At 60.2% G+C, this 13,012-nt stretch carries 12 protein-coding genes and 1 pseudogene; 5 read left to right on the forward strand and 8 right to left on the reverse strand.

Annotated features, from left to right (window positions below):
- The 3 genes from lipA to DMY87_RS17520 form a co-directional block, all read right to left on the reverse strand.
- Positions 1-902 (reverse strand): lipoyl synthase (gene lipA, locus DMY87_RS17510; protein ID WP_110792954.1); only part of this gene is annotated, 902 nt, incomplete at its 3' end.
- Positions 903-940: 38 nt separating this feature from the next.
- Positions 941-1,702 (reverse strand): triose-phosphate isomerase, encoded by a 762-nt coding sequence (gene tpiA, locus DMY87_RS17515; RefSeq protein ID WP_110792955.1) that lies wholly within the window; start codon positions 1,700-1,702, stop codon positions 941-943.
- Between the two features lie 62 nt (positions 1,703-1,764).
- On the reverse strand, positions 1,765-3,474 hold the full coding sequence (locus DMY87_RS17520) for a glycerol-3-phosphate dehydrogenase/oxidase (protein WP_110792956.1): 1,710 nt from the start codon (positions 3,472-3,474) through the stop codon (positions 1,765-1,767).
- Between the two features lie 270 nt (positions 3,475-3,744).
- Between DMY87_RS17520 and DMY87_RS17525 the strand changes: the two genes are divergently transcribed.
- The 5 genes and pseudogenes from DMY87_RS17525 to DMY87_RS17545 form a co-directional block, all read left to right on the forward strand.
- Positions 3,745-5,313, forward strand: a complete 1,569-nt coding sequence (locus tag DMY87_RS17525; RefSeq protein ID WP_110792957.1) for an FGGY-family carbohydrate kinase — start codon at positions 3,745-3,747, stop codon at positions 5,311-5,313.
- A gap of 47 nt (positions 5,314-5,360) precedes the next feature.
- Positions 5,361-6,443: an ABC transporter ATP-binding protein gene (locus tag DMY87_RS17530; RefSeq protein WP_110792958.1), complete on the forward strand. Its 1,083-nt coding sequence runs from the start codon at positions 5,361-5,363 to the stop codon at positions 6,441-6,443.
- Positions 6,444-6,452: 9 nt separating this feature from the next.
- On the forward strand, positions 6,453-7,541 hold the full coding sequence (locus DMY87_RS17535; RefSeq protein ID WP_110792959.1) for an ABC transporter ATP-binding protein: 1,089 nt from the start codon (positions 6,453-6,455) through the stop codon (positions 7,539-7,541).
- 2 nt (positions 7,542-7,543) lie between these two features.
- Positions 7,544-8,410 carry a carbohydrate ABC transporter permease gene (locus tag DMY87_RS17540; RefSeq protein ID WP_110792960.1) on the forward strand — a complete coding sequence of 289 codons (867 nt, stop codon included), beginning with the start codon at positions 7,544-7,546 and terminating at the stop codon, positions 8,408-8,410.
- Between the two features lie 10 nt (positions 8,411-8,420).
- Positions 8,421-8,738 (forward strand): annotated as a pseudogene (locus DMY87_RS17545) (carbohydrate ABC transporter permease); the annotation flags it as partial.
- A 42-nt stretch (positions 8,739-8,780) separates the two neighbouring features.
- On the opposite strand, the gene DMY87_RS17550 reads toward DMY87_RS17545, so the two are convergent.
- The 5 genes from DMY87_RS17550 to DMY87_RS17570 all read right to left on the reverse strand — a co-directional run bounded on the left by DMY87_RS17550 (position 8,781) and on the right by DMY87_RS17570 (position 13,001).
- Entirely contained in the window at positions 8,781-9,035 is a 255-nt protein-coding gene (locus tag DMY87_RS17550; protein WP_110793264.1) for a GlsB/YeaQ/YmgE family stress response membrane protein, read from the reverse strand.
- A gap of 74 nt (positions 9,036-9,109) precedes the next feature.
- On the reverse strand, positions 9,110-10,555 hold the full coding sequence (gene lpdA / locus DMY87_RS17555) for a dihydrolipoyl dehydrogenase (RefSeq protein WP_110792961.1): 1,446 nt from the start codon (positions 10,553-10,555) through the stop codon (positions 9,110-9,112).
- A gap of 75 nt (positions 10,556-10,630) precedes the next feature.
- Complete coding sequence (locus DMY87_RS17560) at positions 10,631-10,897, reverse strand: HP1242/YdcH family protein (protein ID WP_110792962.1); 267 nt, start codon at positions 10,895-10,897, stop codon at positions 10,631-10,633.
- A 110-nt stretch (positions 10,898-11,007) separates the two neighbouring features.
- Complete coding sequence (locus DMY87_RS17565) at positions 11,008-11,646, reverse strand: SGNH/GDSL hydrolase family protein (protein ID WP_110792963.1); 639 nt, start codon at positions 11,644-11,646, stop codon at positions 11,008-11,010.
- A gap of 17 nt (positions 11,647-11,663) precedes the next feature.
- Positions 11,664-13,001: a pyruvate dehydrogenase complex dihydrolipoamide acetyltransferase gene (locus DMY87_RS17570; protein ID WP_110792964.1), complete on the reverse strand. Its 1,338-nt coding sequence runs from the start codon at positions 12,999-13,001 to the stop codon at positions 11,664-11,666.
- Between the last annotated feature and the right edge of the window lie 11 nt (positions 13,002-13,012).

Genomic DNA, 13,012 nt, shown 5'->3' on the forward strand with positions numbered 1-13,012 from the left:
AGCGGGCTCGACGAGACCATCAGGAAGCCCTTGGTGTAGGCTATGTCCTCGTAGGACTTGAACTCTTCCGGCGTGACGAAGCGTTCGACCTTGTGGTGCTTGCGGGTCGGCTGGAGGTACTGGCCGATGGTCAGGAAGTCGACGTCGGCGGTGCGCAGGTCGTCCATCAGTTGCAGGACTTCGTTCCGCTCTTCGCCAAGGCCGACCATGATGCCCGACTTTGTGAACATGGTCGGGTCGAGCTCCTTCACCCGCTGCAGCAGACGGACGGAGTGGAAATAGCGCGCGCCCGGACGGACGGTCAGATAATTGCCGGGCACGGTTTCCATGTTGTGGTTGAAGACGTCGGGCTTGGCGGCGACAACGCGCTCCAGGGCACCGGGCTTCTTCAGGAAGTCCGGGGTCAGGATCTCGATCGTCGTTTGCGGCGATGCAGCGCGAATGGCCCAGATCACCTTTTCAAAATGCTCAGCGCCACCATCGGCGAGATCGTCACGGTCGACGGAGGTGATGACGACGTGGGAGAGGCCCATCTGGCGCACGGCCTTGGCAACATTTTCCGGTTCATCCAGGTCGAGCGCGTTTGGCTTGCCTGTCGCGACATTGCAGAAGGCGCAGGCGCGGGTACAGATCTCGCCCATGATCATGAACGTCGCGTGCTTCTTGTCCCAGCACTCGCCGATGTTCGGGCAGCCAGCTTCCTCGCAGACCGTCACCAGCTTGTGGGAGCGAACCAGCTCGCGGGTCTCGTGATACCCCTTGGATGTCGGCGCCTTGACGCGGATCCATTCCGGCTTGCGCAGCACTTCGGTGTCGGGCTTGCGGGCCTTTTCCGGGTGGCGAACGCGCTTCTCGTCGGCCGGGGCCGGAACGAGATTGGTCCTGTCGAGGATGGTGACCATCGGGCTGCCCCCTTTGTTACGACATCCGCCGCGCGGTGTCAGATTGCCTCATAAATCCCGGCAATAGCCAGGAAATCGTCAGCCTTCAGGCTGGCGCCGCCGATCAAGGCGCCGTCGACATTGTCAATGGCCATCAGTTCTGCCGCATTGGACGCCTTGACGGAGCCTCCGTAAAGGATCCGCATCGTTTTGCCCTCAGCCCCGAAGCGGGCCTCAAGCGCGGCGCGCATGAAGGCATGTGCTTCACGGATATCCGCAGTCGTCGGCGTCAGGCCTGTTCCGATCGCCCAGACGGGCTCATAGGCGATAACCGTGTTGCCACTCGTCGCGCCGTCCGGGACGGACTCTTCGAGCTGACGTCCCAGGACATCAAGTGTTTGACCACATTTTCGCTCGGCTTCCGTTTCGCCCAGGCAAACGATGGTAGTCAGCCCTGCAGTGTGAGCAGCCGCAGCCTTGTACGAGACCTCCCCATTCGTTTCGTTCTGCAGGGTGCGGCGCTCCGAATGTCCGAGGATCACGAAGGTGGCGCCTGCATCCGCGATCATCTCTGCCGAGATCTCTCCCGTGTAGGCACCGTTCACTGCTGCGTGACAATCCTGCCCGCCAATGCGAAGCGCGGTACCGGCAGATATCACTGCGGCCGCACGCAGCAGGGTTGCCGGCGGGCAGATCAGAGTATCGGTCTTGGCAGCAAAAGCGGACACCCCCTCAGCGATCGCCGTCAGTGTCTCAAGAGATGACTGCAGGCCATTCATTTTCCAGTTGCCGGCGATCAGCGGCTTGTTTTCCGGTGTCATGTCCAGTTTTCCTTGCTTGGAACACCCGTTCGGATTGCAGCACCTCAAGGTGCGAGCAAACGTTATTCCGTCAGTGAGCTGACCCTGTAGTGCTGGGTCAGCAGCGATGTTGTGTGGGCGATTTCTTCAGCCCGCCGCACATCGCTCCAGCCCAGTTCGCCGGCGGCTGCCGTGGCAATGCCATCAATGACTGCAGGTGTGATGGCGTTTTCGAAGGGAAGAAGCGTTCGGCGCAAAACAATGTCGGCAAGCCGTGTCACGCGCTCGTGTCTCAAGATCCAGCGAATTTCGTCCTTGGCGTAAAGATCGCCGCTATCGGCAATCTTCGCTCCACTCCCGGCCATCATCGCGGCAACCATCTGTGCCTCTGTGCCATAGCGACGGTAAAGTGTTGCGGCGATGTCCGTGGGCAGTCCCGATGCGAGGACAATCTCTTTGATTGCCTGGACGAGGCCCTTCTTGTCTGTTTCAAACTGGCGTCCGCCGCCGATGGGCTGCGACAGGGTCGTCTTACGTCTGACCATGCCGATCCGTTTCAGGATCGTATCGCAGATCTGCTCGGCGCAGGCGCGGTAGGTTGTCCATTTGCCACCCACAAGCGTGAGGACGGGAAAGGGTCGGTTCGGTTCTGGCTCGAACGCGTGAAGGGCGTGGTCGCGACTGATCGATCCGGTTGCCGCATCACCGCTCCATGGCAAGGGGCGGATGCCGGAATAGGCAAAGACGATCTCGTCCCGGCTAGCCTTGGCGCCCGGCAGAACCTGCTCGAGCACATCGAACAGATAGTCGATCTCTTCGTCGGAACAACGGGCCTCTTCGGGTCCGGTGACGCGGATGTCGGTCGTGCCGAGAAGGATGTTGTCTGTATCAAGCGCATAGACGAGGCAGGCGCGGAAGTCCTTTGTTTCGAAATAGAGCATGCCGTTGCCCAGTTGTCGCGCCAGGTCAGGACGACGCATGATCAGGTGCGACCCGCGGGTGCCGCCGATCAGGCGCTTTTCGATGTGAAGCCTTCGATCGACCTCGTCAGCCCAGGCGCCTGCGCAATTGATCACCAGTTGCGGCTCGACCGTGAAGGTCTCACCGCTGATCTCATCCTTCAAACGCACCCGACTGCCATGGGTGGCGTCCAGCGACACATAGGGAAGAGCGATTGATTGCGGGCAATCGCGTTCTGCATCTTTGACCAGTTCGAGAACGAGGCGCTCCGGATGAACCAGACGCGCATCATAATATTCAGCGACGGCACAGACCTTATCGGACAGACCCGGCATGCGGCGCTTGCTCTCACGCTTCGACATCAGCCGATGAGCAGGCATGGTCTGGTTCTTGCGCCCGAACCGGTCGAAGAAGACGAGACCGAGTTTGACGACGAGGATACCCTTGGCACCGGGTGTCTTCTTCAGCTTCAGGAACCGCAAGCCGGCGGACAGCATGCCGCCGAACCAGCTGAATGCCGGGACCCAGACAGGGATCGGCTTCACGAGATGCGGGGCATTGCGGATCAGATGATTGCGCTCGATCACAGACTCGCGCACGAGTTCGAATTCACCGGTTTCAAGATAACGAAGACCGCCATGAATCAACCGGGAGGGTGCCGCACTTGTCCCGGATGAAAAGTCTCCTTTGTCGATCAGGATGGCAGGGACGTCCTGTAGCGCCAGATCTCGGTAGAGCCCGATACCATTGATCCCGCCGCCGACAATCAGGATGTGCGCGGCGCCACTCGATGCCGTCCTGAGCTGCTGCAAGACCTCGTCGCGGTTGCGCATGAACCCTCTCCCTGCTGATATTAAGACCGAGGCCTCCTCCATAATGTCAGTTTATTACTTTTGGAAGTGATGATATTGGTGTAAAAGTTATTCAGGAGAAAAAAATCAATAAAAATCATTAGCTTGTTCGTGTATAAAATTTTCTTACAAATCTGATTGACAATTTTCCCCGGTGAAATAGCCTAGCTTCAGAGGAAAATACCGGACGGGGAGCCACTTCCCAGCGCACTGAAGGAGACGGTGCGCGCCGGCTTGGAGGAGGAGTGGGCCATGCGCAAGCGCCTGATGGGCATTGACGCCGGTGGAACGATGACGAAAGTCGTTTTGTTCGACCTGCATGGGAATGAGGTTGGCAGCGAGCGGCGGACGAATGTCATGCTGTTGCCGCAGGAAGGCTGGACAGAACGCGACGCCGAGAAGATGTGGGAGGCTGCCTGCGAGTGTATCGGCATCTTGCTCGAAAAGACCGGTACTGATCCGGCTGATATCCTTGCAGTCACCCCTTCTGGTTATGGTGGCGGTGTCTACCTGATCGACAAGGATGGCTTACCGGTTCGCAATGCCCTGGTCTCCACCGATACACGCACCATCCCCTTGATCGCCCGCTGGACCGCTTCCGGCCGCGCGGCTGCAGTTTCCCGGCATATTGAGCAGCAGATCTGGCCCGGCCAAACCTTGCCGATCCTCGCCTGGATGCAAGAAAACGAGCCGGAAACCGTGCGCCGAACCGCATACGTGCTGTCGTGCAAAGATTTTCTGCGCATGCGGCTATGTGGCGACATCTCGACCGACCCGACGGATGCCGGATGCTCCGGCCTCATCAACGTGACCCGGTCGGAGGTTTCCCGGCAGGCCTTTGAGGAGGCCGGGATCACGGCATGGCTGGACAAGCTCCCGCCGATCGGCCCCAGTGTCGAAGTCGCCGGCAGCGTGAGTGAGAGAGCCGCCAGCCAGACGGGCCTGTTGGCCGGAACCCCTGTGGTGCGCGGCGTCTACGACGTCATCGGCTGCTCCATGGCCTCCGGCGTTGAAAGACCCGACCAGTTGGCGGCGGTCGCCGGCACATTCAGCATTCATTCGACCGTGCACAGGTCTCCGTCCCACGATCCGCTGCCGACCATCCAGACTCCCTATCCGGTGGCAGGCCAGTATCTGGCGACGACGGCCACACCAACCTCGGCAAGCAACCTCGAATGGTTGTGCAAGACCATGCTTTCGGCGGAAGCCCATCAGGCGCTGCTGGAAGGGCGAAGTGTCTATGACATCTGCAATGATCTGGTCGCGAGTGCCTTGGGGCGCAACAACAGCATCCTTTTCTTCCCCTTCCTCTACGATGGCCCGCAGGGCGCGCCGGCCGGTTTCCTCGGGCTCAAGGCGGGCGTAGCGCTGGCTGATATCATTCGCGCCGTCTATGAGGGCGTGGTTTTCGCCCACCGCTACGATATGTCCTTTCTGCTGTCCGGACCGGACGCGGCGGATCCCAAGGTTATTCGGCTGGCCGGCGGGCCCTCGCGAAGCGCCGTGTGGGCGCAGATGTTTGCCGATGGTCTCGGGCTCCCGATCGAGATCGCCAACGGAACGGAATTCGGGGCCAAAGGTGCGGCCATATGCGCCTCAGTCGCGACCGGCATCTATCCCGACATCCCCACTGCCATTGCTGCCATGGTTCGGATCGATCAGCGTTTCGAGCCGAATCCGGTGCGGGCTAAGCTCCTGACGGCAAAATACAAGATTTATCGAGCCGCCATTGACGTCGTCGCACCGCTCTGGACGCAAACCCAAGGGAGTGAGGACACGCATGGTGAAGACAGTCCATCGCGCCACGCGGTGGCCGTCTGACATGTCCCGCAAGAGCCGATAAATCCTGACAGAAGGTGTTGCGACACATGCTTGAACTCAACGACATTTCCAAGGTTGTGGGCGGTGAAACGCATATTCACACGACAAGCCTTGCCCTGCAGCGGGGCACGCTCAACGTGTTGCTTGGCCCGACACTGTCGGGCAAGACCTCGCTGATGCGGTTGATGGCAGGCCTCGACAAACCGACGACGGGCACCATCCGATTTGACGGCCGGGATGTGACCGGCATGCCGGTGCAGCAGCGCAAGGTGGCGATGGTCTACCAGCAGTTCATCAACTATCCGGCTTTCACAGTGTATGAGAACATTGCCTCCCCAATGCGGATTGCCGGCAAGGACAAGGCGACGGTCGACCGAGAGGTGCGCAAGGCAGCCGACCTGTTGAAATTGACGCCCTATCTTGACCGCACGCCGCTCAGCCTGTCCGGTGGCCAGCAGCAGCGCACGGCGCTCGCGCGTGCGATCGTCAAGAATGCGAGCCTTGTCCTGCTCGACGAACCCCTCGCCAATCTCGATTACAAGCTGCGCGAGGAATTGCGCGAAGAATTGCCGAAGATCTTTGCTGAGTCCGGTGCCATCTTCGTCTATGCAACAACGGAACCGTCCGAAGCGCTTCTCCTTGGTGGGAACACGGCGACGCTGTCGCAGGGGCGCATCACCCAGTTCGGCAAGACGATCGATGTCTATCGCAATCCGGCCGATCTGGTCTCGGCGCGCACCTTTGCCGACCCTCCGCTCAACATCATCGCGGTGACCAAGAAAGGCGGCGGCCTGTTCCGGGGAGGCGAGCAGATCCTGGGTGTTCCCGCGCATCTCTCGGAGATCGCGGACGGGGACTACACCATTGCCTTCCAGCCGCACCACCTGTCGCTCAGGCGGCCGCATGAGACTGCATCGGAGATCAAGGCCCGGACCATAATCTCGGAAATCGCAGGCTCGGAGAGTTTCATCCACGTGGAATTTGGTGATGAGCGCTGGGTCATGCTGGTCCATGGCATTCACGATATCGACGCCAACACCGATGTCAGCCTCTTCATCGACACCCGACATCTGGTCGCGTTCGGCGCGGATGGCAAGGCGACCGCTGGCACCATCCGAAAAGCAGCGTGAGGACATAAAATGGCACGCATCAACCTCGAGCACATCCGCCACGCCTATGGCCTGCGCCTGTCCAATCCGAACGACTATGCCCTGAAGGAAGTTCACCACGAGTGGAATGACGGCGGTGCCTATGCGCTGCTCGGTCCTTCCGGATGCGGCAAGACCACGCTGCTCAACATCATTTCCGGGCTGGTGCAGCCCTCGGAAGGCAGGATCCTGTTCGACGGCAAGGATGTCACCCACCTGTCGACCCAGGAGCGCAATATTGCCCAGGTCTTCCAGTTCCCGGTCATCTACGACACAATGACGGTCTACGACAATCTCGCCTTTCCCCTGCGCAACCGCAGGATTCCGGAGCCGGAGGTGGATCGTCGCGTCCGCGAGATCATCGAGATGATCGGTTTGTCGGACTGGGCGAAGAAAAAGGCACGTGGCCTGACGGCCGACCAGAAGCAGAAGATCTCGCTCGGTCGCGGGCTGGTGCGCTCCGACGTCAGCGCCATCCTCTTCGACGAGCCGCTGACGGTCATCGATCCGCATATGAAATGGGTGCTGCGCTCGCAGCTGAAGCTCATTCACAAGCAGTTCGGCTTCACCATGGTCTATGTGACCCATGACCAGACCGAGGCGCTCACCTTCGCAGACAAGGTCGTCGTCATGTATGATGGCCAGATCGTGCAGATCGGCACACCAGCCGAACTTTTCGAGCGTCCCAGTCATACCTTCGTCGGCTATTTTATCGGCTCGCCCGGCATGAACGTCATGCCTGCGACGGTGACCGGAGCAATGGCCAGCGTAGGCGATCAGTCCATCGCACTTTCCGGAGCTCCGAAGCTTGCCGGCCAGTCCAAGATCGAACTGGGCATCCGCCCGGAATTCGTGCGCCTGGGGCGCGAAGGCATGCCGGTCACGATTTCCAAAGTCGAGGACATCGGTCGCCAGAAGATCGTGCGCGCACAGCTCGGTGCGCAACCCATCGCCATCGTCCTGCGGGAGGACGGGGAAATTCCGGCAGATGCGCGGGTTACCTTCGATCCAGCCGGCATCAATATCTACGCCGATTCCTGGCGGGTCTCCAATTCATCGCCGGCAAACGGAGGGACATGACCATGCACAAGACCTGGAACAACAACGCCTGGTTCATGGTGCTGCCGGTGCTGGTGCTGGTCGCCTTCTCGGCCGTCATCCCGCTGATGACGGTGGTGAACTATTCGGTTCAGGACACTTTCGGCAACAACGAGTTCTTCTGGGCGGGGACCCAGTGGTTCACGGACGTTCTCGAATCCGACCGCTTCTGGGACGCGTTGAGACGAAATCTGTTTTTTTCCAGCGTCATTCTGGTCATTGAGATCCCACTTGGGATTTTCATCGCCCTGAACATGCCGAAAAGAGGTTTGGGTGTCCCTTTCTGCCTTATCTTCATGGCATTGCCCCTGCTCATCCCTTGGAATGTGGTCGGCACGATCTGGCAATTGCTGTGCCGAGCCGATATCGGCCTGATCGGCTACGGATTGGCGCAAATGGGATTTCCCTTCAACTACGCCTCTGATCCATTGCATGCCTGGATCACCGTCATCGTCATGGATGTCTGGCACTGGACCAGCCTCGTGGTGCTGCTCTGCTATGCCGGCCTCGTCTCGATCCCGGACAGCTTCTATCAAGCCGCGAAGATCGATGGTGCGTCGCGTTGGGCTGTCTTCCGCTACATCCAGCTGCCGAAGATGAAGCGCGTTCTTCTGATCGCCGTGCTGCTCCGCTTCATGGATAGTTTCATGATCTACACCGAGCCCTTCGTCGTCACCGGCGGCGGACCGGGCTCTGATACGACCTTCCTGTCGATCGACCTGGTCAAGATGGCCGTCGGCCAGTTCGATCTCGGACCGGCAGCCGCCATGTCCATCATCTACTTCCTGATCATCCTGCTGATGTCATGGGTCTTCTACACCGTCATGACCAGCAGCGACGCCGCCAGCTAAGGAGAGCGTCATGAACACCCACGTGACAGACATTTCGACCGTGCAGACGGGCAGCACCCCTGCGATAACGCGACCTCACAACGGGCTCCCTTTGCCAATACGCCGCAGCAAAATTGGCTTCGCCTGGCTTGTCCCGGCCCTCTACATTCTCTTCCTCATGCTGCCGATCTACTGGTTGGTCAACATGAGCTTCAAGACCAATAACGAGATCATGAGCAGTGTCTCGTTTTATCCGCAATCGCCGACCTTGCACAATTACATGGTGATCTTCACCGATCCGTCGTGGTACAAGGGCTACATCAACTCGATCATCTATGTGTGCCTGAACACNAATGAAGACCCTTTGTGCCGCAGGAGCGGCCTTTGTGGTTTATCGCCGCACGAGCTTGGCGATGAAGAGAAGAATGCTTGCGCCGACAAAGCTGGTGATCAGATAACCGAGCCAATCGCCAGCGACGAAGATGCCGAGACGGCGGAAGATCGCGGCGGCGATCACGGCGCCGATGATGCCGATGATGATGTTCATGAAGACGCCGAAGCGCATGTCCACGAGCTTTCCCGCGAGCCAGCCTGCAAGGCCGCCAAAGAAGATCGTTGCGAGAATTCCGACTTCAAACCCTGCCACGGCGTAATCCTTTTCAAACACTCGGTTGGAACCTGCCGCCTATATAAGCGGCAGACGTCACGGCGACAACTGGCTCAGGCGTTGAGCACGCGACCATAGGCGTCGAGCACGCTTTCCTTCATCATTTCCGACAGCGTCGGATGCGGGAAGATGGTGTGCATCAGCTCTTCTTCTGTCGTCTCAAGGTTCATCGCGACGACGAAGCCCTGGATGAGTTCGGTGACCTCTGCGCCGACCATGTGAGCGCCGATCAGTTCGCCGGTCTTCTTGTCGAAGATCGTCTTGATCAGGCCCTGGTCTTCGCCAAGCGCGATCGCCTTGCCATTGGCATTGAAGTTGTAGCGGCCGACGCGGATTTCCCGGCCCTCAGCCTTCGCCTTGGCTTCGGTCAGACCGACAGAAGCGACCTGCGGATTACAGTAGGTGCAACCGGGGATCTTGGCCTTGTCCATCGGGTGAACATTGGGCAGGCCTGCGATCTTCTCAATGCAGATGACGCCTTCATGCTCGGCCTTGTGGGCGAGCATCGGAGGACCTGCGACGTCGCCGATCGCGTAGAGACCCGGCACGTTGGTCTTGCCGTAGCCGTCGATGACGATGCAGCCGCGATCGGTCTTCACGCCGAGGGTCTCGAGACCGAGGTTCTCGATATTGCCCTGGACGCCGACGGCGGAGATCAGGCGGTCAGCGGTGATCGTCTGCACCTTGCCGTCCTTGGTTTCGACATGGGCGGTGATGGAATTGGCGCCCTTCTCAACCTTGGAGACCTTGGCTTCGGTGATGATCTTCAGGCCGCGCTTTTCCAGCTGCTTGCGGGCGAAGGTGGAGATTTCCACATCCTCGACCGGCATGATGTTGGCCATCAGCTCGACAACGGTGACGTCGACGCCCATGGAGCGATAGAAAGAGGCGAATTCGATGCCGATCGCGCCCGAGCCCATGACAACTATGGACTTCGGCATGAAATCCGGCTTCATCGCCTCGAAATAGGTCCAGATCAGCTTGCCATCCGGCTCGATGCCGGGAAGCGCACGCGGACGCGCACCGGTCGCGACAATGATGTGCTTGGCGGTGTAGGTGCCCTCGCCCAAGACACCCTTCGGAACCGGGTTCTGCGGCTCAACGACGGGCTTCAACATCTTGCCGACGCCGACTTCGCCCGGCTTCGAGAGCTTGGCTTCGCCCCAGATCACGTCGATCTTGTTCTTCTTCATCAGGAAGCCGACGCCGCCGTTGAGGCGGGCCGAGACGCCGCGCGAACGGGCGACCACGTCCTTGACGTCGGCGGTCATCGTGCCGTTCAGCGTCAGGCCGTAGGATTTGGCGTGGTTGGCATGATCGAGGATCTCGGCCGAGCGCAGCAGCGCCTTGGTCGGGATGCAGCCCCAGTTGAGGCAGATGCCACCCAGATGCTCGCGTTCGACGATCGCGGTCTTCAGGCCAAGCTGGGCCGCGCGAATGGCGGTGACGTAACCGCCGGGGCCGGAGCCGATGATGATGACGTCGTAAGCATTCGACATGGGCGCTTCCACTCCTCGGTTTCCTGCGAACCTCCGCACAGGCGGAGGTCCGGTTCGGGATTGGAAGCGAGCGCCTCAGACTGCAGGCTTCTCGGCTTCCGGTTCGTGATGAACCAGCATCCCGTAAATTTCATCCTTGAGCTGCATCCGCTTCTTGCGCATTTCCACGACATGGAAATCGTCTGCAGGCTCGACATTCGTTTCGGCGCGGTGGATGGCCCGGTTCACATCGTGATAGGTCTCGAACAATCTTGCAAAGTGACCATCCGTTTCCTTCAGATGACGCATCAGCGCGACGTGTTCCGGGAATTCCACTGCCAGTTCGTGCGGTGTGTTCGACATGATCCCATCTCCTCTGTCGGGTTTATGGGTACAGGTTAGACGCAGCGCACAAGACCTCCTTGATTTTGATCAACGCACCCCCGACGGAGAGATCAGGACGCGGTCTTTCTTCAAAGCCCCAGCAGCATCCGGACAATGGGCTCAAGGCCACGTCCGATTGCGCGGGTGTTTTCCGCATCGAGATGGATACCGTCGAGCGGCGTGGTTTCAGCAACCGAGCCCGCATCAAAAAATGCACAACCGGCTTCGTCAGCCGCATCCCGATACATGCTGGCCAACATGGCGCCCTCCTCAACCGAGTGATTGAACATGGCACCGAATATTGCATTTGCGGTTTCCCGGATCGGCGGAGGGGAAACGATCAGCACTTCAGGGGTCTCGAACTCAAACCCCCAATCGTGCTTCTCCACCAATTTGACCAGGCGTTTCACACCGCTCGTTGCACCGATCGCTGTTCCCTGGATCCCGCGTTTGAGATCATTGGTTCCCAGCATGATGATGACGAGATCGATCGGCTTGTGCGTGGCAAGCAGGGTGGGCAGCAACTTCACCCCGTTGCGCTCGCAATCGCCGAGATGATCATCATAAGCGGTGGTCCGTCCGTTCAGACCTTCGGCGATCACCCGGACACCATGGCCGAGCGCCTTCTGCAAGACGCTCGTCCAGCGGTCCTCATAGGCATGCCGACCCAGGTTAACCGGGTCGTATCCCCATGTCAGGCTGTCGCCGTAAGCGAGAACGGTCTTCATCGCACCGCTCCCCCTCGTCAGACGAGCATGCCCATCGGGTTTTCGATGTAGCGCTTGAAGGCGCCGAGCAGTTCGGCTCCGAGCGCACCGTCGACGGCGCGATGGTCGGTCGACAGCGTCACGGTCATGACGTTGGCGATCTTCATCTCGCCGTTCTTTACCACGACGCGCTCCTCGCCCGCACCCACGGCCAGAATGGTCGCATGCGGCGGGTTGACGACGGCGGCGAAGTTCTTGACGCCCATCATGCCCATATTGGACACGGCGGTGGTGCCGCCCTGGTATTCTTCCGGCTTCAACTTGCGGTCCTTGGCGCGCTTGCCCAGGTCCTTCATCTCGTTGGAGATGGCGGACAGCGTCTTCGTCTCGGCCTTGCGGATGATCGGGGTGATCAGGCCGCCGGGGATCGAAACGGCAACGCCGACATCGGCGTGCTTGTGCTTGACCATGTTGCTGTCGGTCCAGGAGACGTTGGCATCCGGGACATCGCGCAACGCCAGCGCCATGGCCTTGATCACCATATCGTTGACCGAGAGCTTGTAGGCCGGCGCGCCATCCTTGCGGGGTGCGGCGTCGTTCAGCTGGGCGCGCAGGGCCAGCAGCGCATCCAGTTCGCAATCCACGGAGACATAGAAATGCGGGATGGTCTGCTTCGATTCCTGCAGGCGCTTGGCGATCGTCTTGCGCATGCCGTCATGCGGCACGAGGTCGTAGGAACCTGCTTCGAACAGCTTGAGCACGGCTTCTTCCGAAGCGCCCTTGGCGAGTGCCGGGGCCGGTGCGGCTGCCGGAGCAGATGTCGAGGCGGCGGGCTTGGCGCCACCGGTGCTGACGGCCTTTTCGACGTCGCTCTTCACGACGCGGCCCTTCGGACCGGAGCCGGAGACGGCGTTGAGATCGAGGCCAGCCTCCTTGGCGAGACGACGCGCCAGCGGTGACGCGAAAACGCGGTCGCCGGAGGAAGCCGTTGCAGGAGCAGCCGCAGGTGCCGGCGCAGCAGGGGCTGCAGCCGGAGCCGGAGCAGCTTCTGCTGCCTTCGGTGCCGGTGCGGCTTCCGCCTTCGGGGCTGCTGGCGCGGAACCGCCGCCGGCGGCGGCTGCGGCAACATCTTCGCCATCCGCGGCGAGGATGGCGATCAGGGCATTGACCTTGACGGCCTCGGTGCCGGCCGGAACGACGATCTTCGCCACGGTACCTTCATCGACGGCTTCCACTTCCATGGTCGCCTTGTCGGTTTCGATCTCGGCGATGACATCGCCGGACTTGACCTTGTCGCCTTCCTTGACCAGCCACTTGGCCAGATTGCCCTCTTCCATCGTCGGAGAGAGCGCCGGCATGGTGATGTTGATCGGCATGGACCTACCCT

This window comes from Peteryoungia wuzhouensis, from assembly GCF_003205195.1.
GTDB classification, from domain to species: Bacteria; Pseudomonadota; Alphaproteobacteria; order Rhizobiales; family Rhizobiaceae; genus Allorhizobium; species Allorhizobium wuzhouense.

Bases quoted from the DNA above. Each gene is read 5' to 3' on its own strand.
- DMY87_RS17540 (WP_110792960.1), top strand. From the start codon at position 7,544: ATGCACAAGACCTGGAACAACAACGCCTGGTTCATGGTGCTGCCGGTG.
- DMY87_RS17535 (WP_110792959.1), top strand. From the start codon at position 6,453: ATGGCACGCATCAACCTCGAGCACATCCGCCACGCCTATGGCCTGCGC.
- DMY87_RS17525 (WP_110792957.1), top strand. From the start codon at position 3,745: ATGCGCAAGCGCCTGATGGGCATTGACGCCGGTGGAACGATGACGAAA.
- DMY87_RS17530 (WP_110792958.1), top strand. From the start codon at position 5,361: ATGCTTGAACTCAACGACATTTCCAAGGTTGTGGGCGGTGAAACGCAT.
- DMY87_RS17520 (WP_110792956.1), bottom strand. From the start codon at position 3,474: ATGCGCAACCGCGACGAGGTCTTGCAGCAGCTCAGGACGGCATCGAGT.
- lpdA (WP_110792961.1), bottom strand. From the start codon at position 10,555: ATGTCGAATGCTTACGACGTCATCATCATCGGCTCCGGCCCCGGCGGT.
- DMY87_RS17565 (WP_110792963.1), bottom strand. From the start codon at position 11,646: ATGAAGACCGTTCTCGCTTACGGCGACAGCCTGACATGGGGATACGAC.
- DMY87_RS17560 (WP_110792962.1), bottom strand. From the start codon at position 10,897: ATGTCGAACACACCGCACGAACTGGCAGTGGAATTCCCGGAACACGTC.
- tpiA (WP_110792955.1), bottom strand. From the start codon at position 1,702: ATGACACCGGAAAACAAGCCGCTGATCGCCGGCAACTGGAAAATGAAT.
- DMY87_RS17570 (WP_110792964.1), bottom strand. From the start codon at position 13,001: ATGCCGATCAACATCACCATGCCGGCGCTCTCTCCGACGATGGAAGAG.